Below are 19,382 nucleotides of genomic sequence, written 5' to 3'. Positions count from 1 at the left end.
ATGACTCACGGTAACGCATCCAATGTGTCGGTCTCTGCCGCGCACGCCAACACAGCGCACGACATCGCGTTGCCATTGACTGCGCTGGTAAAGCTGCAGGCAGAAGCCCATACGCTGCGGCTGCCCTCGGCAAAGGCCACCCGCAGCCGCCAGGCCGGTGCTTACGCGTCGCCGCAGCGGGGCCGCGGCATGGCGTTTGCTGAAGTGCGGCAATACCAGCCAGGGGACGACATTCGCGCCATTGACTGGCGAGTAACCGCAAGGCGGCAACAGGCCCACACAAAAATCTACGAAGAAGAACGGGAGCGGCCGGTTTTGCTGCTGTGTGATTTGAACCCGTCGCTGTTCTTCGCCAGCACCGGCGCCTACAAACAGGTGCGCGCCGCCCAAGCTGCCGCCATGCTGGCATGGGTTGCGCTTTTTGGCGGCGACCGGGTGGGCGGCCTGGTGTTCAACGGCCAGCTGTTAGCGCTCCAGCGCCCGGCACGACGCAAAACCTCGGTGCTGCGATTGCTCGACAACCTTGCCCGCCTACAACACCAGCCCGGTCATTTTCACCCCAACCCAGGCGCGCCGCTAGCACAACCGGGTTCGCTGGATAATGCGCTGGCCGAAGCCTGTCGCGTTGCGCGCACCGGCAGCCGGATTTTCATCATCAGTGACTTTATCCAGCTGAGCGAAAACAGCGCTGGCCTGCTGGGAAAGCTGGCCCAGCACAACAGCGTCAGCGCCGTTCAAATCAGTGATCCGTTGGAGCGGGCATTGCCCCCGCACGGCCAGTTTGCGGTGGCCAGCGCCGCCGGGCCGCTGTGGTTTGACGCCGGCGATAGCGCGTTTCGCCTGGCCTGGCAGCGGCGCATGAATCAACACCAGGAGCGGTTACAACATTGCCTGCGCGTGGCGGCAGTAAACAGCATTGATGTTTCTACTGGCGAACATCCGCGCCTGGCACTGCGTGCGCTGATGGCCGGCGGAGGCCGCCTGGGATGAACAGCCCTGACACCATCAATACCGCCAACAATGCCGCCGACGCGCTGCAACAGCTGCGCGATATTCATCTACCCGAAAGCTCAGGTTGGTGGCCGCCGGCCCCCGGCTGGTGGTTACTGGCCGCTGTGGGGTCAGTCTGCCTGGTGTTGGCCGTGCGCGGGTGGCGACACTGGCAGCGGCGTAACCGGCGCTGGCAAGCCGTGCAACGGGAACTGACGGCACTGCGGGCTCAATTGCAATCGCAGACGCAGACGCAAAATAGCCCCGCCTGGTTCAGCCAGCTTAACGCATTACTGAAGCGTGCGGCCCGTGACAGCTACCCACAGCAACCGGTCGCCGCCCTCAGCGGTAACGAGTGGGTTGCGTTTTTGCAACAAAGTAGCGATAACGCCGTTGAAGCAGAACTGGTTAATACTCTGGTGAACGCCTGCTGGCAGCCCCACAGCAGCTGCGACCCGCAGCAGGCATTGGCCTTTGCCGGGCGCTGGCTGCAAAACCATAAAAAACAACTGCGGGGTGCGCCATGACACTGGCTTATCCCTGGGTGCTGGTGCTGGCTTTGCTGCCGCTGGCCCTGCTTTGGCGACGCCGCGCAGCCCAACCCGTGCAGGCACCGGTGATGCCCCTGGGGCACTGGTTAGCCGGCATGCCCGGGGTTTCCACCCATAGCGCCAAAAACCCTTTATGGCTGCGTTTGCTGACACTGCTGGGCTGGTTGCTGTTGGTGCTGGCGTTGGCGCGACCGCAAGTGGTGGGCGATGCCCGGCAACTGCCGACAACCGGCCGCGATCTGATGCTGGTGGTAGACATTTCACCCAGCATGGACGAGCCGGATATGGTGCGCCAGGGCCGGCGTATTAACCGGTTACAAGCGGTAAAGCAGGTGCTGGCCGAGTTTATTGACCAGCGCCAGGGCGATCGCCTGGGTCTGATTCTGTTTGGCAGTCAGGCCTATGTGCAAGCACCCCTGACCTTTGACCGAACAACGGTAAATATTCTGCTGCAAGAAGCTGGCCTGGGCATGGCCGGGAACGCAACCGCCATTGGCGACGCCGTTGGGCTTGCGGTGAAGCGCCTGCGCGAGCGGCCCCTGGAGCAACGAGTTGCCATTGTGCTGACCGACGGCGCCAACACCGCCGGCGAAATAACCCCTGACAAAGCCAGTGAGCTGGCACAGGCCAGTGCTGTGCGGCTTTACACCATCGGCATTGGCGCCGGAGCGGATAGCGCCATAACCGGACTGCTGCAGCGCAATCCATCGCGGGATCTGGACGAAGCCCTGCTAACGCGCATGGCGCAGCAAACCGGCGGCCAATATTTTCGCGCCCGTAATCTGGCCGAGCTTTCCGGTATTTACGCCAGTATCAATCAGCTTGAACCGGCCGTTCAAGAAGGCCAGTTTTACCGACCGGTGCGCGAACATTATGTCTGGCCGGCGGCGCTGGCCATAATGCTATGGCTGTTTGCACTTTTGTTTCGCCGCTATCAAAAGCGACGCCAACAACCGCTTCGCCACGGCTCCGAAACAGAGAAACAGCCCTATGTCTGAGCTGATGATTTTGCAGTTACAGTGGCTGCGGCCCTGGTGGCTGTTGCTGTTGTTGGCCACACCACTGGTGTACTGGCTTGCCCGGCATCGCGGTGACGGAGACAGCGGCTGGTCGGCACTGATACCCCGGCATCTTCTGGCACCGCTGCTGCCAGAGCCAACACACAGTGCCGATGGCCAGCAAAAAGTGCGAAGAAGAATGCCACGGATCGCCAGCCCGCTGGCAGCCGTGCTGGCGTTTTCGCTGGTCAGCCTGTCCCTGGCCGGCCCGGTGTGGCGCCAGGCGCCAAGCCCCGCGGCGCCGCCCACTAGCAGCCTGGTGATTGTGCTGGACCTGTCACTGTCGATGCTGGCTACCGACGTGCAGCCCAACCGACTGACCCTGGCCAAACGCAAAATTCGCGACATTCTTGCCGCGCGCCAAGGCAGCCTTACAGCTCTGGTGGTTTACGCCGCAGACGCTCACAGCGTAACGCCCTTAAGTGACGACAGCGCCACGACCGAATCCATGCTCGCCGTTCTGGACCCGCTGATGATGCCGGCCGCAGGCAACCGCGCCGATCTGGCCGTGGGCAAAGCCATGGAGCTGCTCGACCGCGGAGCACCGGGCAACGGCCGTATTTTGTTAATCACAGACGACGTGCAGCCCCGTTACCGCCAGGCTATTACCGAGCTGTTAGCGGGCAGCCGTTTCCAACTCGACACCCTCACTGTTGGTACCCGCGCCGGTGGCCCGATCCCCCTGGCCGAGCGCGGTTTTATACGCGACGGCGACCGCATTGTGATCAGTCAGGCAGCGCCCCGGGCATTGGCCGAGCTGGCGGGCGCCAATGGCGGCAGAAGCGCGACCCTGACGCTGGATGGCCGTGACCTGAGCGAGCTGGCAGTCAGTGGCTTAAACGGGGCTTTCACCAAAGCCGATACAGCACAGCTTGATCCTGCAAAAACACGCCAACAGTCACAGTGGCAGGAAGACGGCTACTGGCTACTTTGGCTGGCGCTCCCCTTGTTGCTGCTGATCTGGCGCCGCGGCGCTTTAGCATTGTTCGCCCTGGCCTTGCTGCCTACCCTGCCGCAGCCTGCGCAAGCCTTTAGCTGGGGCGAGCTGTGGCAGCGTGAAGATCAGCGCGCACCAGCGCTGATCGAGCAGAACCCAAAGCAGGCCGCAGAGAAGTTGCAAGCGCCCGAATGGCAAGGCACAGCGCTCTATCGCAACGGCGAGTTCGAGGCCGCCGGTGAGCGCTTCGCCGAAGCGCCCGGAGCCGACGGCGCCTACAACCGGGGTAACGCCTTAGCCCAAGCGGGCAAGCTGGAGCAGGCCATTGCCGCCTACGACCAGGCACTCACCCTACAGCCCCAACACCCGGACGCCCTTGCCAACCGAGCCTTGGTTGCCGACTTGCTCCAGCAACAGAAACAACAACAGGAGCAGCAGCAAGAACAAGGTCAACAGCAAGATCCGTCATCCGAGCAGAATTCGGGCTCTGACAGCCAGGACGGGCAGCCACAGAACAGCGAAAATCCCGAGAATGCAGAGAACTCCGAAGATTCCGGGAGCTCCAAGAGTCCGGAAAAAGGTGAAAACGGGCGCGATCAGCAATCTGACAACAACGGCGATAGCTCAGAGCTCGATGCCGAACTTGATAAAAAATCAGGGAACGAGCCCGAGAGTGGGCCCGAGAATGAGCTCGAGAGTGAGCCTGGCCCGGAACAGGCCCCGGCAGATACCCGTGAAGCACCGCTGAGCCAGAGCCAAGAGCAGTATTTAAGGCGGGTGCCAGACGACCCTGGCGGTCTATTGCAGCAGAAATTCCTTCAGCAATACCGGCAACGGCAGACACCAGCAGACAGAGGCGATACGCCATGGTAGAGCAACACAGTAACTTCTCGACGCCGTTGCGGCGGCACGATTATGGCGGTTACAGGGATTACCGGGGCTTTGGTCGGCTCTTCATCATCACCTTTTGCCTGCTGGCATTACCGGCGTGGGCTCAAAACCCAACTGCAGATGCGCGGAAGAGCTTTATAGAGCTCTCCACCGACAAAGCCGAACTTTATGTGCAGGAGCAGCTGCTGCTAACGGTACAACTGTACTTTAACAATGAGCTCATCCGCGGCGAACTGTCGGAACCGGTCAGCAATAACGCGGTGATTGAATCCTTGGGCCCACAACAGGAATACGCACGGGTGCGGGGCGATCAACGCTACCGTATGATTGAGCGCCGTTACGCGGTTTACCCACAAACCCCCGGCCAGCTCAGTTTGGCGCCTGTCGAATTTGAAGGCAGCTTTCGCGGCGCCAACGGCCGCTTGCAGATCCTGCGCAGCAGCGAACAACTGTTTGACCTGCCGGTGAAAGACATACCGCCGCAATTCAGTGGCAGCGTCTGGCTGCCCGCAACGGGGCTAACACTGGAAGAAAGTGGCCTGCCCAGCGATAACCGCGTCACCAGAGGTGCAAATCTGACCCGCCAGCTAACCCTGCGCGCCAACGGCTTGCCAGGTGCCACGCTGCCGCCCTTTCCGGCTCAGACAGTGCCCGGGCTGCGCAGTTATCCAGAGCCTGCCAAACGCGCCACTGACATCAGCGCCGACGGCCTGATGTCTATGCTGCAACAGGCCAGCGCTCTGGTGCCGGTGCAAGCCGGCGAGCTGCGCCTGCCCGAGGTGCGCGTTCCCTGGTGGGATACCGCAAGCGATTCAGAAAAAGTCGCGATTATTCCCGAGCGCGTATTGGTGGTTGCGCCTGGTGCAGGCATTAATACTCAGGCCCAAGCTCCGGCGGTCGCCGCCATCGATGAAAATCTGAATAACGCCGCTAGCGATCCAGATCCAGGATCGGATACAAGCAGTCAGAACACCACCGGCGGCGGTGCTTTCTGGCCCTGGCTGGCGTTGTTTATGGCTGTTGGCTGGAGTATTACGGCGGGTTTTTTCTGGCGCGCAAGGCGATCGCGTTATCCGGCTAACAAGGCAACCGAAAGCAACGCCGGCGAAGGCGATTCAGAGCTTTATAGGGAACTGCTGGCCGCTGCCGGCAACAACAACCCGGATACACCGCGGCTGTTGCTACGCTGGATGAATCTTCAGTATCCGGACAAGGGATTTCAGAGCTGGCGTCAGGTGGCGGAATTCTGTCACTTGCCGCCCCTCACTGACGCTCTGGCCAAGCTTGAACAAAGGCGTTATAGCATAGAGCAACCGTTGGAAGACGAGGTGTCGAATAACCCGGCGCAGCTGCAACAGGCAATTCGTGAGCTAATTCGCAGGCCTGCCGGCCAAACGGTAACCAGTGGTCTATCGCCACTGTACCCGCCTGCCATTGACGCATCGCAGCAGTAGCGCCGTTCAGATATAGGCCATTTGCAAGCCACCGCGGTAGCGAAAGCGAAAGCGTATGCGGCGCTACCGCGGCAAGGCCATGTTCATTCAATCAATAGACTATCAATCACCAGCGTCAGAGGCGAATGCTCTCCAGAAGCTACTGTCGCCGGAGTTGCCAAACTGCCCTGCCAGTCGCCGGCGCTGGCCATAACACTGCCACTGGGGCTGAGGCGCGCCGTGACCATCACTGTTTCAACCGAGGAAATCGTATTCTGCGGAGACATGGCCATGGAGTCGTCCAGGCGGATTTCTAGCGGCATGTCAGCAGCTGTGAAGCGCGCAACCGCCAGCGGTGCCCCGCTGTTGACGTTGGCCTGGCGGGCAAACACGAACAGCGTGGTATCCGCAGGCACGTCGTTCCAGAAAGCTTCGTCCAGGCTAACGCTTACGGTGACACCTGGGCCATCACTCGCCACGGCCTGAGCCGATTGCTGAACAGGAGCCTGAGTTGATGCCAGGAAACTCTCAGGTGGTGTTTCGCCCAAGCGGTTATAGGCTTCGGTAATGCCACCCTCAATAGAATCGCGCTGCGGGTGGTCTGGCGCTACCTGAACAATACGCTGCCAGAAGCCAATCGCTTCGCGGTAGTTTTCCTGGCCAAAGGCGCTGATGCCCAGCAGGCCAAGGGCATTAACCTCGTTTGGGTCAAGCTCCAACGCGCTGGAAATCACCTGCTGCACTTCTGCGTTCATGGCACCCTGGTATTGAAAAAACATCGCCTGGCCTGCCAGGCCCAAAGCCATGGCGCGGGACGGGTCGTCACCGCCGGCACGTTCTACGCTTTGCTCCAACCGCTGAAACACCTGTGCCGCCTGAGGGTATTTTTCCATGCGCATATAGGTCTGCCCCAGCATGGCCCAGCCGTCGGGGTTGTCCGGGCTGGCTTCCAGCTTGGCCTGCAACTGCGCCGCCAGCGACGCCATCTGTTGCTCCCGATCGGCGTCATCGCCGCCGCCCAGCTGTTCCATGGTGATGAACTGCTCTACCTGATCCATAGCACCCCAGCGCTCATACAGCATAAGGGTCAAAGCGGGAATCGCCAGAATGGACACCAGCGCCACCGCCATACCGGTTTTGCGGCCAGGGGTTGAGGCGGCAGGCGTTTCGTTTTCAGGAATGTCATCGAGCATGGAACCGCCAAGCTCGGTTTTTAGCTGTTGGTAGTTGTCTTGATCAAGCACGCCGGCCTCGTATTCGGCGTCTAGCTCCTGCATGCGCGAACGGTAAGCCAGCAGATTCTGATTACGCTGGTTTACCTGTTGGCTCCGGCCGGAGCGGTGAAACAAAACCGGATACAGCACAAAGGCCAATGCCAGCACAATTAATAAAGCTGCGGCAATCCAAAACATATTGCTCATGAAAATCCCGTTACCGATGAGAGAAAATCGTTAAATGTGATTGCGGTTTGTTCTGAGCGTTACACCTGTGAGTCCGATTTGCCGCTGTGCCCGTCCATAATCTTCTCCACTCGCGCGCGTTCCTCGGCGCTCAGTTCGCTGTCAATCTGGTTGTTGCGGCGCGAACGCAAAACAATACCGCCTACAATCAAAAGGCCGCCAAGCACTGAAATGGCCGGTGTTGCCCACAACAACAGGGTGCGTTTTTCTACCAAGGGCTTGTAGCGGATAAACTCGCCAAACCGTCCCACCAGCGAATCCATGATTTCTACGTCGCTGGCGCCGTTTGTCATCATCCGAAAGACCTCGTCACGCATGTCTTCGGAAATCGGCGAATTGGAGTCCGCGATGTTCTGGTTCTGGCACTTGGGGCAGCGCAGCTCGGCGATCATGGTCTGGTACCGCTGCTGTTTTTCCTCAGTGTCAAAACTATAAACGTCGCGCACCACCGCCTGTGCCGGCAGCGCCAGAACAATCAGCAGGGCTGCCAGCCATGCTGGTGCGAAGCTACTACTAAATAGCCTGAAAATCACCATCAGTACTGGCCTCCCGCCTGGTTCAAAATGGGCCTTAGTGTCTCTTCCCACACCTGCTTGTTCACCACGCCCACGTGGCGATGTAGCACCGTGCCGTCAGCACCAATTACAAAGGTTTCCGGAGCGCCGTACACGCCCAGATCAAAACCCAGGCTGCCTTTGGGGTCATAAATACTGGTGCTGTAGGGGTCGCCCAGGCGCTCTAGCCATGCTTTGGCCTCGGCACGCTGGTCTTTGTAGTTCAGCCCCACAATGGGCACGCCTTCATTCTTGGCCAGCCACATCAAATCAGCATGCTCGTCACGACACGCCGGGCACCAGGTACCCCACACATTTAACAGACTGGGCTCACCCTGGAACACCTGCTGGCTGACTTGCACCTCTGGCCGGTGCAGGTCTTCAAGAGCGAACTCCGGCATGGTTTTACCCACCAGGGCCGATTCCAGCTTTGTCGGGTCTTTACCGATGCCGGAAAACAGCAACACACCTAAAACCAGAGCCACCAGCAACGGCAAAAACAACAGAACCCGTTTCATCAAGACCGAGCCTCCGACGTCATTGCCGATTTTGTAACAGACGTCATCGCCGGGTTTGCGACAAGGGAGCCACTGTCGGCAGGTTTGGCTTTTGGCTCGGTTACCCGCTCTCGAATGCGATAGCGCTTGTCACTAACCGCCAGGAAGCCGCCAAGCGCCGTTATGAAAGCCCCCAGCCACAACCAGCGAATCAGAGGTTTGTACTGCAGGCGAATGGCCCAGGCGTTGTCTGAGATGCGCTCACCAATAGCGACAAAAATGTCGCGGGTAAAGCCCGCATCTATGTCTGCTTCGGTCATCACGCTCATGCCCACCGAATACTGGCGTTTTTCCGGGTGCAATTCAGCCACTTTACGGCCGTCCAACAACACGTCAAAACCTCCGTACTGGGCGGTAAAGTTTGCACCCTGGCGCTGGCCAATGTCGGTAAACACAAACTGATAGTCACCCACGGTGGCAACATCGCCCAGCTCCATACGAACGTCGCGCTCAATGCCGTAATTAGATACCACCGTTGCGCCTGCGATGATCATCGCCAGGCCCAGATGCCCCAGCACCATACCGTAATAGCTGCGCGACTGCCGCTTGAGCCCATGCATCCGGCCCTTACGTGAGTTCGACTTGTCCCACAGGTCCCAGCACGTGGCCACAGCCACCCACACCGCGGTGAAAATGCCAAGAAAAGCCATAATCTTGAACTCGCCGTAACCGACAATCGCCGCAGCGCTGATCAGAATGCTGAGGGCCAGCGGCCACAGCAGTTTGCGTGCCAACCAGCCAGCGTCGGTTTTCTTCCAGCGCGAAAAAACACCAACACCCATTAACAGCCCGGCGGCGATGGCCAGCGGAGCAAAGGTCAAATTGAAAAACGGCTCGCCAATAGACAACTTGCCCATATCCAGTGAGTCCAGCACCAGCGGATAAAGCGTGCCCACCGCCACCAGCAAGGTAGCCGACACCAGCATGACGTTATTCAGCAGCAGGAAAATTTCCCGCGACATGGAACCGTAACGGGCGCGCACGTGCACAGTGGGTGCACGAACCGCGTACAGAATCAGGCTGCCAATCACCGTGATGGCCAACAAAACCAGCAGGAAGGTGCCGCGCTCGGGGTCCGAGGCGAAAGCATGCACCGAGGTCAGTACTCCAGACCGCACCAGGAAGGTGCCAAGCAGGCTCAAGGCAAAGGTCACAATGGCCAGCAAAACGGTCCAGCTTTTGAACACTCCGCGTTTTTCCGTCACCGCCAGCGAGTGAATCAGTGCAGTACCCGACAACCAGGGTAGCAGCGACGCGTTCTCGACCGGATCCCAGAACCACCAGCCGCCCCAGCCAAGCTCGTAATAGGCCCACCAACTGCCCAAAGCAATGCCGATGGTCAGGAAAGCCCAGGCAACAGTGGTCCAGGGCCGCGACCAACGCGCCCAGGCGGCGTCCAAGCGACCGTTAATCAGTGCCGCAATGGCAAAGGCAAAAGCCACTGAAAAGCCCACATAGCCCATGTACAGCATAGGCGGGTGAATAATCAGGCCAAAATCCTGCAACAAAGGGTTCAGGTCGGCGCCATCTGCGGGAATGTTGGGCAGTATTCGCTCAAACGGATTTGAGGTCATAACGATGAACAGTAAAAAACCCACGCACACCATACCCAGCACAGACAACACCTGGGACACCATCACCGTGGGCAGGCGCTGGGAAAATACCGCTACCGCCAGGGTCCAACCCGCCAGCATCAGAATCCACAGCAGAAGAGAACCTTCGTGGCCGCCCCAAACCGCACTGAATTTGTAATACCAGGGCAACAGACTATTGCTGTTGTTGGCGACATAAGCCACCGAGAAGTCATCTATCATAAAAGCGTAGGTCAGAATACCAAAGGCCACGGCGACAAATACAAACATGCCTGCCGTTAGCGGCCGGGCAAACGCCTGCAAGCTATCGCGGCCGGTGACCGAACCCACCAAGGGCACCACTGACAGCAAAATCGCCAACAGCAGCGCCAGAATGAGTGCAAACTGTCCGAGTTCCGGATACATCATATTTTCCATACTCCACATATTTGCCATACACCACACACTTGCCACACACCCCTGCGTATCGGGCGTTTAACGGGCATCAGTTGGTCAGGGTTTTGGTAGCTTCAGACGCGATGTCGCGGCTTTCGGAGGCTTTTGCCAGAGCGTCAGCCACTTCCGGTGGCATGTAGTTTTCATCGTGTTTGGCCAGTACCTGATCGGCCACAAACACGCCTTCGCTGTTTAATCTACCCATGGCCACAATACCCTGCCCTTCGGCAAACAGGTCGGGCAGGATACCCACGTACTCAACGGTGACGGATTCAGTAAAGTCAGTCACCTTGAATGCCACTTTCAGGCTTTCCGTATCGCGCAGCACAGAACCTTCTTCCACCATGCCACCGGCGCGAATGCGCACATCCGCCGGTGCTTCTCCCGCGGCGATCTGGGTAGGATCATAAAACAGATTGATATTCTGGCGCAGGGCGTAGGTGGTCAAGCCTACCGCCACGGCAAGGCCGGCCAGCAGGAACAGCACAATGGTCAAACGTTTTTTACGGATCGGGTGCATGGTTTTTCAGCCACTCAGTCTTGGGAAACATCAACACGGGTGAAGCTGGCCGCTGCCGCCGGCGCCGTGTCCGAATCTGGTTTTGGCGCCCGCGACGAGCGGGAACCGGCGTGCTGACGGCAGCTTTTCAGTACCGCATTGCGGCGCCGATAAGAACCCACCATCAGCACCGCCATCAACACAAAAAATACACCGTAACTAGCCCATACATAGGGGCCATGGCCTTCCATTGTCAAAAATGCACCGAAGGAGTCAAACGCCATTATCTGACACCTCCATTCACATGAAACAGATCCTGTACCCAGCGGGTGCGCTGTTCACGTATCAGAATTTCCGTCTGCATACGCAGACACGCCAGCCAGCCAAACAATAGATACAGGCCAATGACCGACAACAGCAGCGGCACCCACATTTCCGCCGGCATGCTGGGTTTCTCTGTCAGCTTGAAGGTGGCCGGCTGATGCAGAGTATTCCACCAATCCACAGAATATTTGATAATCGGAATGTTCACCACGCCCACCAGCACCAATATGGCCACGGCGCGGGCGGCCGATTTTTCATCATTAATGGCGCGGTCAAGAGCGATCACCCCACCATACAGAAACAACAGGATCAGCATCGATGTCAGCCGCGCATCCCAGATCCACCAGGTGCCCCAAGTGGGCTTGCCCCAAACCGCGCCAGTAAAAAGCGATATAAAGGTGAGCACCAGGCCCACCGGCGCTGCGGCTTTGACAAACACATCGGCCAGCTTCATGCGCCACACCAGTGTAACCACCGCGGCCGAGGCCATTATGATGTAAACCGACTGGGCCAAAAACGCCGACGGCACATGAATAAAAATAATGCGATAGCTGTTGCCCTGCAGGTAGTCCTTAGGCGCAAACGCCAGGCCCCACACCAAACCAGCGCCGAGACACAGCAATCCAAATACCAGCAACCAGGGCATTAGCCGGGTGGCAATCCCGTAAAACCATTTTGGTGATCCCAGCTTGTGAAAAAATTGCCACATCAGTTAAATACCTTGCCTCTGTTTGAATCGATTTGTCAGCTGTTTGACAGGCTGACTTTCAGCGCCGCTGCGCTGGCAAAAGGCGCCAGAGTCAAAGCCAGCACCAGAAACGCGCCCAGCAACGCCAGATAGGCGCCAACCGGGGCACCTTCGGCGGCGGCGGCAACAGTGCCGGTACCGAAAATCAGCACCGGAATGTACAAAGGAATAATCAACAGGGACAAGAGTACACCCGCTGATCGCAAACCCAGAGTTAACGCCGCACCAATCGCACCGATCAAACTAAGAACAGGTGTTCCGATTAGCAGCGTTAGACACAAAATAGCGATAGAGTTCCCGTCCAGATGCACCATTACACCCAAAACCGGCGTTAACAACACCAGCGGCAATCCGGTTAGCACCCAGTGCGCCATGGTTTTGGCCAACACCAGCAAGAACAGCGGCTGTGGCTGCAGCACCAACTGCTCCAGTGTGCCGTCGTCAAAATCGTGACGAAACAGATGATCCAGTGACAAGAGCACCGACAACAGTGCCGCCACCCACAGAATGCCGGCCCCGGCTTCCTGCAAAAATGAGATTTCCGGGCTCACGCCCAGCGGAAACAGGGTGACCACCATCATGAAAAACAACAAGGGGTTGAGCAAATCCTGACGCTGGCGAAAAGCCACTTTCATATCGCGAGCGAACACCGCTTTCATGGCATCAATGGAACCAACGGCCTGATCCAGAGGTTTAATCATCATAACCAACAGCCCCCGGTGTGAGTACCAGTCGCTTCGTACCGGCAATCTGTACGTTGTGATGGGTGGTAAACACCACGGCTCCGCCCTCAGCGGCGCGCTCTTGCAGCAGGTTTTCGATAGCCGCCACGCCACTGGCATCAATGGCGGTGAATACCTCGTCTAGTAGCCACAGGGGTTCGTCCGCAACCAACAGGCGCGCCAGCGCCACCCGCCGCTGCTGACCGGCTGACAAGTGCCGGCACGGCACCTGCTCGTAGCCCGCCAGACCGGTCCTGGCAAGCGCCTGCAACAGGGCTTTGTCGCCCATCGGGCGGCGACCGGCCATCAGCGCTCGCAAGTTTTCCAGCGGCGACAGCAACGGCTTTATGCCCGGCCGGTGGCCCAGATATAGCACATTGCGTAGAAACGACTCGCGCACGCGGGAACGCGGCTCGCCGCACCACAACAACTGGCCAGCCCAGGCATCGCTAAGGCCTGCCAATATACGTAGCAGGGTGGTTTTACCAGAGCCGTTGGCACCCTCGACACGGGTCACGGTTGCGGGCAGTATGGAAAACGATAAATCACGGAACAGTTCCCGCCCGTCGCGTTCACACTGTAAATTGATCGCCTGTAGCAGCGGTTCAGACATCCGGGCCCCGGTTCCGTATCGATGCAGCGCAGGCTGGCATCGTGTGTATTCAATATTGGCGCGGAACATTATAGCGAAAGCAGCCAGTGATTACCCATTTCCAGGTCAATTTGGTAGCGATGAAACTTCCCACCAACCCGCCCCAATCTCCACCAACCGCCAGCGCCGACAGCCGGCCGCCGCAGGGCAGCGCTAACGCGCCTGCCCCAGCCCCGCTTACATCGACCGCGCTAAGCGCCCAGCGGGTACTGGACCAATTGCAGATGGGCCGTAACGAAAATCTGCTGGCGCGGGTTACCGAGGTCATTCAACGCCGGGATGGTGGCGCCGAGCTGCTGTTGGACATCCGCGGCAAACCGCTTCAAGTTCAGGCCAGTATTGGCGAAACCAAACTTCAGGCCGGCGACTGGATAAAAGTGCTGCGTGCAGGCAACGAATTGCAGCTGATGGGCAAACTGGCAGCTGCCCCGGAAGTCAGCCTGGCACAGGCGCTGGTGCAACGCCTGCCTTGGCAGCAAAGCCTGGACAGCGGGCTGGCACGACTGATGGCAGGCTTACAGCAAGGTGTGAAAGCCGACACACCACTCGGCCAACTGCCCTCGCAGGCTGTCTCGGGCGCCGCCGCGCAGCCTCTGCCACAAGCCGCGCGCCAGGCTCTGGAACAATTATTTGCGCGTTTACCTGCCAGCAACCAGCTTGCGCCAGGGGCCGGCCAGCAGACCGCGGCGGTGCAACAGGTACAACAATGGCTGAGCGAAAGTGGGCTGTTTGCAGAGGCGCGACTGGCAGCAACACCGTCGGCAACCCTACCCGATCTGAAACTGGCCATTGGCCGGGTAATCACCGCGCTTCTGGCACAGCAGGGCCACGGGCCAGAGCAGTTCAACCGGCTAACACCGCTGGCAAGCCCAGCGCTGATTCAGGCACCGTTACAGTTCCCCGGCGCGTTCGCCATGGCTCAGGCAAGCACCGGTAGCAGCGCTAGAGAAGAACCGCCCAACGTGGGGCAATTGCTGCGAATTCTGGCCGGTATGCTCAACCGCATAACCGTAAACCAGCTGCACACTCAGGTGTTGAACGCTCGCGGTAGCACAGATGCCGGCGCGCCCACTAACACCCTGTTACTGGAACTGCCCTGGATGAACCCGCAGCAGCAACCCAAGCTGGCGCAGCTGCGGATTGAGCAGCATCCGGGCAAAGACGGCCGCGGGCCATCACGAACGAGCGTTGGCGAGTGGCGCCTGGTGCTGGCGATGGATCTGGACCAGGCCGGCCCGTTGCAATTCGAAGTGAGCCTGCGCCAACAGGCGGTGAGCGCTCTGGTGTGGGCAGAGAAACTGGCCACCCTGCGCCAGGTGCACCAACAACTGCCGCTGCTGCGCAGCAGCCTGACGGAGCTGGGGCTCGAAGTGGCGGATCTGGAGTGTCGCCAGGGCAACCCGGGTCCGGTAGCGACAAAGCTGCAACATCGACTGGTGGATACCAAAGCATGAGCAAAAATAACGAGCCGCAACAGGCATCAGCGGCCGTCGCGTTAAAATACGACGGTGAGCGGGCCCCCACCATCAGCGCTGTTGGCAATCACGAACTTGCGGATGAGATTATCCGCATTGCCCGTGAACACGGGGTGCCCTTATACGAAAACGCCGAGCTGGCCAGCACCCTGGCGCGGCTGTCCCTGAATGAGGAAATTCCCGAACAGCTGTACCAGCTGGTGGCAGAAATTCTGGCCTTCGCCTTTCACATACGGGGTCTGACACCGGAAGACGCCGGTCAATAACGCCAGAAACCGGGGGTCAGGCTGCCTGGCGTTTCTTCAGGGCAGACACCAGTTCTGCCTCGGGCCGGGAAATGCCGCAGGTGTTCATCAGGTCGTCGATATCGGCGCCAAGATCAACCAGCCGTGCGGCTTCGTCGTAAGACACCCGCAACGGATCGTTCTGGCGCATTTCTTCGATGGTGGTTCGCAGTTCGTGCAGTTGGCGCTCGCAGGCTACCAAGCGCTGGCCAACCCCCATTCCGGTGCTGGCAGTGGCGTGCAGTTCGCGGCCAAGAATGTCACATCGGCTTTTTAGCGCCGCCTGCAACCCCCGCAACTGCCGCCCTTGCAAGACAATTTGAGCCACCAGCAAAGACAGAGCTGTAGCGACCAGAATCCAGGGCACCCATTGGGGAATCTCGGCAAATACATCAGCAAACATAGCAACGTCTCCTTGGTGTGCGTCAGGGCGTCGATCTGCGTTCACTGCCGGCCCAAGACCTTACAGCGTCGAGATATCCGCCCATTCGTGATCTGTCAGCATCTTGTCGAACTCGACCAGAATGATCAGTTCGCCATTTTTGTTACACACGCCCTGAATAAAGCGGGCACTTTCTTCGCTGCCCACATTGGGCGCGGTTTCAATTTCACTGGACTTGAGGTAAACCACCTCGGCCACCGAATCTACCAGAATACCCATCACCTGATCGGCAGACTCCATCACCACAATACGGCTTGAGTCGGTGATGTCGGCATCGTTCAAGCCAAAACGCCGACGGGTATCAATCACCGTTACCACGTTGCCGCGCAGGTTAATGATGCCCAGAACGTAGTCCGGTGAACCCGGTACCGGTGCAATCTCGCTGTAACGCAGCACTTCCTGAATCTGCATTACGTTGATGCCGTAAGTTTCATCATCCAGACGAAAGGTCACATACTGCAGTACCTGGTCATCCTTGGTCTGATTTTGCTGTCCGCTTGGGGCTGCCATTGTGTTAAATCTCCATATGCGGCTGCCGTGCAGGCAGCCTGACCGTCAAAAAATCATCATTAGCGCCCCTATACGCTATTTAAGGGGCATGAATCGTGCCAGCACTAAACTTTGTTAGCACTGAACACTCGCCGGGCCTGTTCAGCTTAAATCCAGGTGCTGTTCGCGCTCGGCACGAACCAGCAGATGCGCCATGCTCTGAACGTCTAGCAGCGCGCACATCTGCTCAATCACTGTGCCTGCCAGCCATGGCCGCTTGCTACGCGACGTGCGCCAGCGCACCTGCTGAGGGCTCAAAGTAAAGGATTGAGCTACATTATCACAAGCCAGTCCCCAGTTACTGTTGTTAAGGTGTATCACAAACCGATAATTAGCGCGTGCGTTTGCCGGCGCCCGACCCGCCATAATCCACTCGGCACTGTCGACCACCCGCAGGTTTTTGTCCCGGGCCGGGCGAATGCCCATATACCAGGACGGACTTCCGGGCATCGGCATTATGTCGTCTTCAATGCGGTGAATGGCGCCTAGCAACACCAAGGGTACCGCCAGCTGCAAGCCTGCCACGGTAAAAATCAGACATTCAAATGGCTTTTCGGCCCACTCCGGCCTTGCCTGCGGCTCAGCAATCACCGGTTCTGGCTTAACCGGCAGCGGCCGTGGCGTTATTACCACCGTCGGTCTGGCAACAACGACTTGCGCCTGCGTATCCTGCTGAAGCGCCTGGTCGGTGGCGGTATGCAGCAGGTCGTCCAGATAACTGGCGATGGCGGCTTGCGGATCCGCCAGCTGTGTCATTTTTTTGTCAGCCACCAGACGGCTCCCGCCAGGTACCGGTTTGCGCCATTAAATCGTCAAGCAGGCGGCGATAAGCGCGCACTCCATGGGTGTTGGTGTCTACCGCTGAGGGCACCAACCCAGCCTGGCTGGCATCCCGGAACTTTGTGTCTACCGGTATGGCAAAACGCCAAAGCTGATGCGGATAGGTATCACGCAGCATATTCAGGCTTTTATTCGAGGCTTGGGTTCGGCGGTCAAACAGAGTGGGCACAATGGTATAGCTCAGGGGATTTTTCTGCGAACGGCTAATCATGTGCAGGGTGTGCAACATGCGCTCAAGACCCTTAATGGCCAAAAACTCGGTTTGCACCGGAATAATCAAATGGCTTGCCGCCGCTAGGCCGTTAACCATCAGCATGCCCAATGTTGGGGTGTTATCCACCAGCACATAGTCAAAATCATCCCACAGCTGCGCCAGCGCGCGGGAAACCACCAGACCCATGCCTTCAGCACCGATCATCCGCCTTTCCAGGGTTGCCAGGGCAGTGCTGGCCGGCAGTAACGTAAGATTGGGCACGCCGGTGTCGGTAATCAGCTGTGAAGGCAGGCCTTCGGGTACTTTTCCCTGGTGCTGAAACAGATCAAACAGGCTGTGCTTGAGGCGGTCTGGGTCATAACCAAACCAGCTGGTGAGCGAACCGTGCGGATCCATATCCAGCATCAGCACACGCTTACCACGGCTTACCAACAGGTCGCCCAAGGCAACCACGGTGGTGGTTTTACCCACCCCGCCTTTCTGATTAGCCACTGCCCAAATTCGCACGTTTGATTCTCCTGCCTGCCCCCGGCATGTCACACGGCAATACATTGCCGTTGTGTTGTGGTTCGCTACTGAAAAAGCGCTGTTCACTCTTCTTTAAAAGAAAGACTACAGAAATCGTGCCAGGTTCATCGTATAGCACCGCGAATGTTGGCATCGCGGGAAATCAGCAGCACCACGCGGCGATTACGGCGACGGCCTTCGTCGGTATCGTTGCGCGCCACCGGCTGATGTTCGCCATACCCCACCGCCGCCAGCCGCGCCGGGTCGATACCCTCCATCACCAGCATGCGCACCAAAACCGACGCGCGGGCAGCCGACAGCTCCCAATTTGACGGAAAGCGACCACTGCGAATGGGCAAGTTATCGGTAAAACCTTCAATGCGAATGGCGTTGTCGGTGTCGCGCAGCACGCCCGCAATTTTTTCCATCACTGCGAAGGAGTCGTAATGGGGTTCAGCGTCGCCGCTGCCAAACAACAGGCTGTTGGGCAAATTCAGCTGCAACCACTCATCATCTGTGTTCAGAGATATCACGCCCGTCTCAATCAGTTCACTAAACTCCAACCCGAGCTGGCCGGCCAGCTCCTGAAGCCCACGCGACCGGCCGGCGCTGTCCGGCGCTGACGAACTGACAGGTGCCTCGGTAACCACAGGCGCGATGACGGCATCGCTTTCAGTGCGCCCACCAACAATCTGCTGTTCGCCAACGGTAATTGGCACAACCGAGCGCTCCGGGGCGTTGAAAACACCGGTCAAAGTATTCGACAGCACCTTGTATTTGCCTTCGTTAACCGAAGACACCGAATACATCACCACAAAAAACGCGAACAGCAAGGTAATGAAGTCGGCGTAGGAAATGAGCCAACGCTCTTTGTTGTGAAAATCGTCTTGGGGCGGTTTGCGGCGTCGCATAAGCCATTAACACTCGCTACCAGGGAAGAAATCCACGCAAGCGGATTTCAATGGATTTCGGGTTTTCACCTTCAGCGATGGCAATAAGGCCTTCGATTATCATGTCTTCGTAGCGGGTGCGCTCGCGCACCAGCCCGCGCAGTTTATTGGCCACCGGGAAAAACAGCAGGTTAGCCAACGCCACCCCGTAGATGGTGGCAACAAAAGCGGTGGCTATGCCACTGCCCAGTGACTGCGGGTCTTCCAGGTTGGTCATTACCTGAATCAGCCCCATCACCGCACCAATAATGCCGATGGTGGGCGAATAGCCACCCATGGCTTCAAACACCCGCGCCGAATCCAGATCCCGCTGCTCCCGGGTGTCCAGCTCTACTTCCATGATGCTGCGAATGGTGTTGCTTTCGGCGCCGTCGACCAACAGCAGCAAGCCTTTTTGCACAAACCGCTCCGGCTCGCTTTCTGCTAGCCCCTCAAGCCCCAGAAGGCCTTTTTTGCGGGCGATAACGCTCCAGTTCACAACTTTATCAAGGCCGTCTTCCAGGCTGACAAACGGCGGCACAAACACCCAGCGGGACTGGCTGAACGCATGTTTCAGAACCGGCCAGGAGGTTTGCAGTATGGTGGCCGCCAGGGTACCGCCAATAACAATCAGCGCCGCCGGCGCGTTGAACAGGGAAGCCAGTGCACCGCCTTCAAGCAGATTGCCCCCCAAAATCGCGACAAACGCCAGGATAACGCCAAGAAGGCTAAGCACATC

At 58.5% G+C, this 19,382-nt stretch carries 22 protein-coding genes; 7 read left to right on the top strand and 15 right to left on the bottom strand.

Features of this window, described 5'->3' with window-relative positions; translation table 11 throughout:
- From ATI45_RS00110 to ATI45_RS00090, 5 genes are read left to right on the top strand one after another with little or no spacing between them, the layout of a single operon-like run.
- Entirely contained in the window at positions 1-990 is a 990-nt protein-coding gene (locus ATI45_RS00110; protein ID WP_098417755.1) for a DUF58 domain-containing protein, read from the top strand.
- Complete coding sequence (locus ATI45_RS00105) at positions 987-1,517, top strand: DUF4381 domain-containing protein (RefSeq protein WP_098417754.1); 531 nt, start codon at positions 987-989, stop codon at positions 1,515-1,517. The genes ATI45_RS00110 and ATI45_RS00105 overlap by 4 nt, the downstream gene beginning before the upstream one ends.
- The gene (locus tag ATI45_RS00100) at positions 1,514-2,539 is read left to right on the top strand and encodes a vWA domain-containing protein (protein WP_098417753.1); all 1,026 of its coding nucleotides are present in this window, start codon (positions 1,514-1,516) and stop codon (positions 2,537-2,539) included. The genes ATI45_RS00105 and ATI45_RS00100 overlap by 4 nt, the downstream gene beginning before the upstream one ends.
- On the top strand, positions 2,532-4,409 hold the full coding sequence (locus ATI45_RS00095; RefSeq protein WP_098417752.1) for a VWA domain-containing protein: 1,878 nt from the start codon (positions 2,532-2,534) through the stop codon (positions 4,407-4,409). The genes ATI45_RS00100 and ATI45_RS00095 overlap by 8 nt, the downstream gene beginning before the upstream one ends.
- Positions 4,403-5,881, top strand: a complete 1,479-nt coding sequence (locus ATI45_RS00090) for a BatD family protein (protein ID WP_098417751.1) — start codon at positions 4,403-4,405, stop codon at positions 5,879-5,881. Before ATI45_RS00095 ends, ATI45_RS00090 begins: the two co-directional genes overlap by 7 nt.
- A gap of 83 nt (positions 5,882-5,964) precedes the next feature.
- Here ATI45_RS00090 and ccmI read toward each other — a convergent pair whose 3' ends face one another.
- The 9 genes from ccmI to ccmA form a co-directional block, all read right to left on the bottom strand.
- The gene (gene ccmI / locus ATI45_RS00085; RefSeq protein ID WP_098417750.1) at positions 5,965-7,281 is read right to left on the bottom strand and encodes a c-type cytochrome biogenesis protein CcmI; all 1,317 of its coding nucleotides are present in this window, start codon (positions 7,279-7,281) and stop codon (positions 5,965-5,967) included.
- Between the two features lie 59 nt (positions 7,282-7,340).
- Positions 7,341-7,856, bottom strand: coding sequence for a cytochrome c-type biogenesis protein (locus ATI45_RS00080; protein ID WP_098417749.1), 516 nt, complete (start codon positions 7,854-7,856; stop codon positions 7,341-7,343).
- On the bottom strand, positions 7,856-8,392 hold the full coding sequence (locus ATI45_RS00075; RefSeq protein WP_098417748.1) for a DsbE family thiol:disulfide interchange protein: 537 nt from the start codon (positions 8,390-8,392) through the stop codon (positions 7,856-7,858). Before ATI45_RS00075 ends, ATI45_RS00080 begins: the two co-directional genes overlap by 1 nt.
- Positions 8,392-10,428 carry a heme lyase CcmF/NrfE family subunit gene (locus ATI45_RS00070; RefSeq protein ID WP_098417747.1) on the bottom strand — a complete coding sequence of 679 codons (2,037 nt, stop codon included), beginning with the start codon at positions 10,426-10,428 and terminating at the stop codon, positions 8,392-8,394. Before ATI45_RS00070 ends, ATI45_RS00075 begins: the two co-directional genes overlap by 1 nt.
- Positions 10,429-10,507: 79 nt before the next feature.
- Entirely contained in the window at positions 10,508-10,978 is a 471-nt protein-coding gene (gene ccmE, locus ATI45_RS00065) for a cytochrome c maturation protein CcmE (protein ID WP_098417746.1), read from the bottom strand.
- A 14-nt stretch (positions 10,979-10,992) separates the two neighbouring features.
- Positions 10,993-11,241, bottom strand: coding sequence for a heme exporter protein CcmD (gene ccmD, locus ATI45_RS00060; protein WP_098417745.1), 249 nt, complete (start codon positions 11,239-11,241; stop codon positions 10,993-10,995).
- Positions 11,241-11,990 (bottom strand): heme ABC transporter permease, encoded by a 750-nt coding sequence (locus ATI45_RS00055; RefSeq protein WP_098417744.1) that lies wholly within the window; start codon positions 11,988-11,990, stop codon positions 11,241-11,243. Before ATI45_RS00055 ends, ccmD begins: the two co-directional genes overlap by 1 nt.
- A 35-nt stretch (positions 11,991-12,025) precedes the next feature.
- Entirely contained in the window at positions 12,026-12,733 is a 708-nt protein-coding gene (gene ccmB / locus ATI45_RS00050; protein WP_018402936.1) for a heme exporter protein CcmB, read from the bottom strand.
- The gene (gene ccmA / locus ATI45_RS00045) at positions 12,723-13,364 is read right to left on the bottom strand and encodes a cytochrome c biogenesis heme-transporting ATPase CcmA (RefSeq protein ID WP_098417743.1); all 642 of its coding nucleotides are present in this window, start codon (positions 13,362-13,364) and stop codon (positions 12,723-12,725) included. The genes ccmB and ccmA overlap by 11 nt, the downstream gene beginning before the upstream one ends.
- Positions 13,365-13,483: 119 nt before the next feature.
- Here ccmA and ATI45_RS00040 point away from each other — a divergent pair, with 119 nt between their 5' ends.
- The gene (locus ATI45_RS00040) at positions 13,484-14,857 is read left to right on the top strand and encodes a flagellar hook-length control protein FliK (protein WP_228706140.1); all 1,374 of its coding nucleotides are present in this window, start codon (positions 13,484-13,486) and stop codon (positions 14,855-14,857) included.
- Positions 14,854-15,144: an EscU/YscU/HrcU family type III secretion system export apparatus switch protein gene (locus tag ATI45_RS00035; protein WP_098417742.1), complete on the top strand. Its 291-nt coding sequence runs from the start codon at positions 14,854-14,856 to the stop codon at positions 15,142-15,144. The genes ATI45_RS00040 and ATI45_RS00035 overlap by 4 nt, the downstream gene beginning before the upstream one ends.
- A gap of 16 nt (positions 15,145-15,160) precedes the next feature.
- Here the strand turns inward: ATI45_RS00035 and ATI45_RS00030 are convergent, their stop codons facing one another.
- The 6 genes from ATI45_RS00030 to ATI45_RS00005 all read right to left on the bottom strand — a co-directional run.
- Entirely contained in the window at positions 15,161-15,565 is a 405-nt protein-coding gene (locus ATI45_RS00030; RefSeq protein ID WP_098417741.1) for a DUF2802 domain-containing protein, read from the bottom strand.
- Between the two features lie 60 nt (positions 15,566-15,625).
- Positions 15,626-16,114, bottom strand: coding sequence for a chemotaxis protein CheW (locus tag ATI45_RS00025; RefSeq protein ID WP_098417740.1), 489 nt, complete (start codon positions 16,112-16,114; stop codon positions 15,626-15,628).
- Positions 16,115-16,255: 141 nt separating this feature from the next.
- A complete protein-coding gene (locus ATI45_RS00020; RefSeq protein WP_098417739.1) occupies positions 16,256-16,924 on the bottom strand; it encodes a chemotaxis protein CheW in 669 nt (222 codons plus the stop codon).
- Entirely contained in the window at positions 16,917-17,714 is a 798-nt protein-coding gene (locus tag ATI45_RS00015) for a ParA family protein (protein ID WP_098417738.1), read from the bottom strand. Before ATI45_RS00015 ends, ATI45_RS00020 begins: the two co-directional genes overlap by 8 nt.
- A gap of 125 nt (positions 17,715-17,839) precedes the next feature.
- On the bottom strand, positions 17,840-18,625 hold the full coding sequence (gene motD, locus ATI45_RS00010) for a flagellar motor protein MotD (protein ID WP_098417737.1): 786 nt from the start codon (positions 18,623-18,625) through the stop codon (positions 17,840-17,842).
- A gap of 16 nt (positions 18,626-18,641) precedes the next feature.
- Positions 18,642-19,382 (bottom strand): flagellar motor protein (locus ATI45_RS00005; protein WP_143751109.1); only part of this gene is annotated, 741 nt, incomplete at its 5' end.

The sequence above is a fragment of the Marinobacter sp. LV10MA510-1 genome, from assembly GCF_002563885.1.
GTDB lineage: Bacteria > Pseudomonadota > Gammaproteobacteria > Pseudomonadales > Oleiphilaceae > Marinobacter.
Note: the sequence above shows the minus strand (reverse complement) of the source record. Positions and strands in the feature narration are given on the sequence as shown.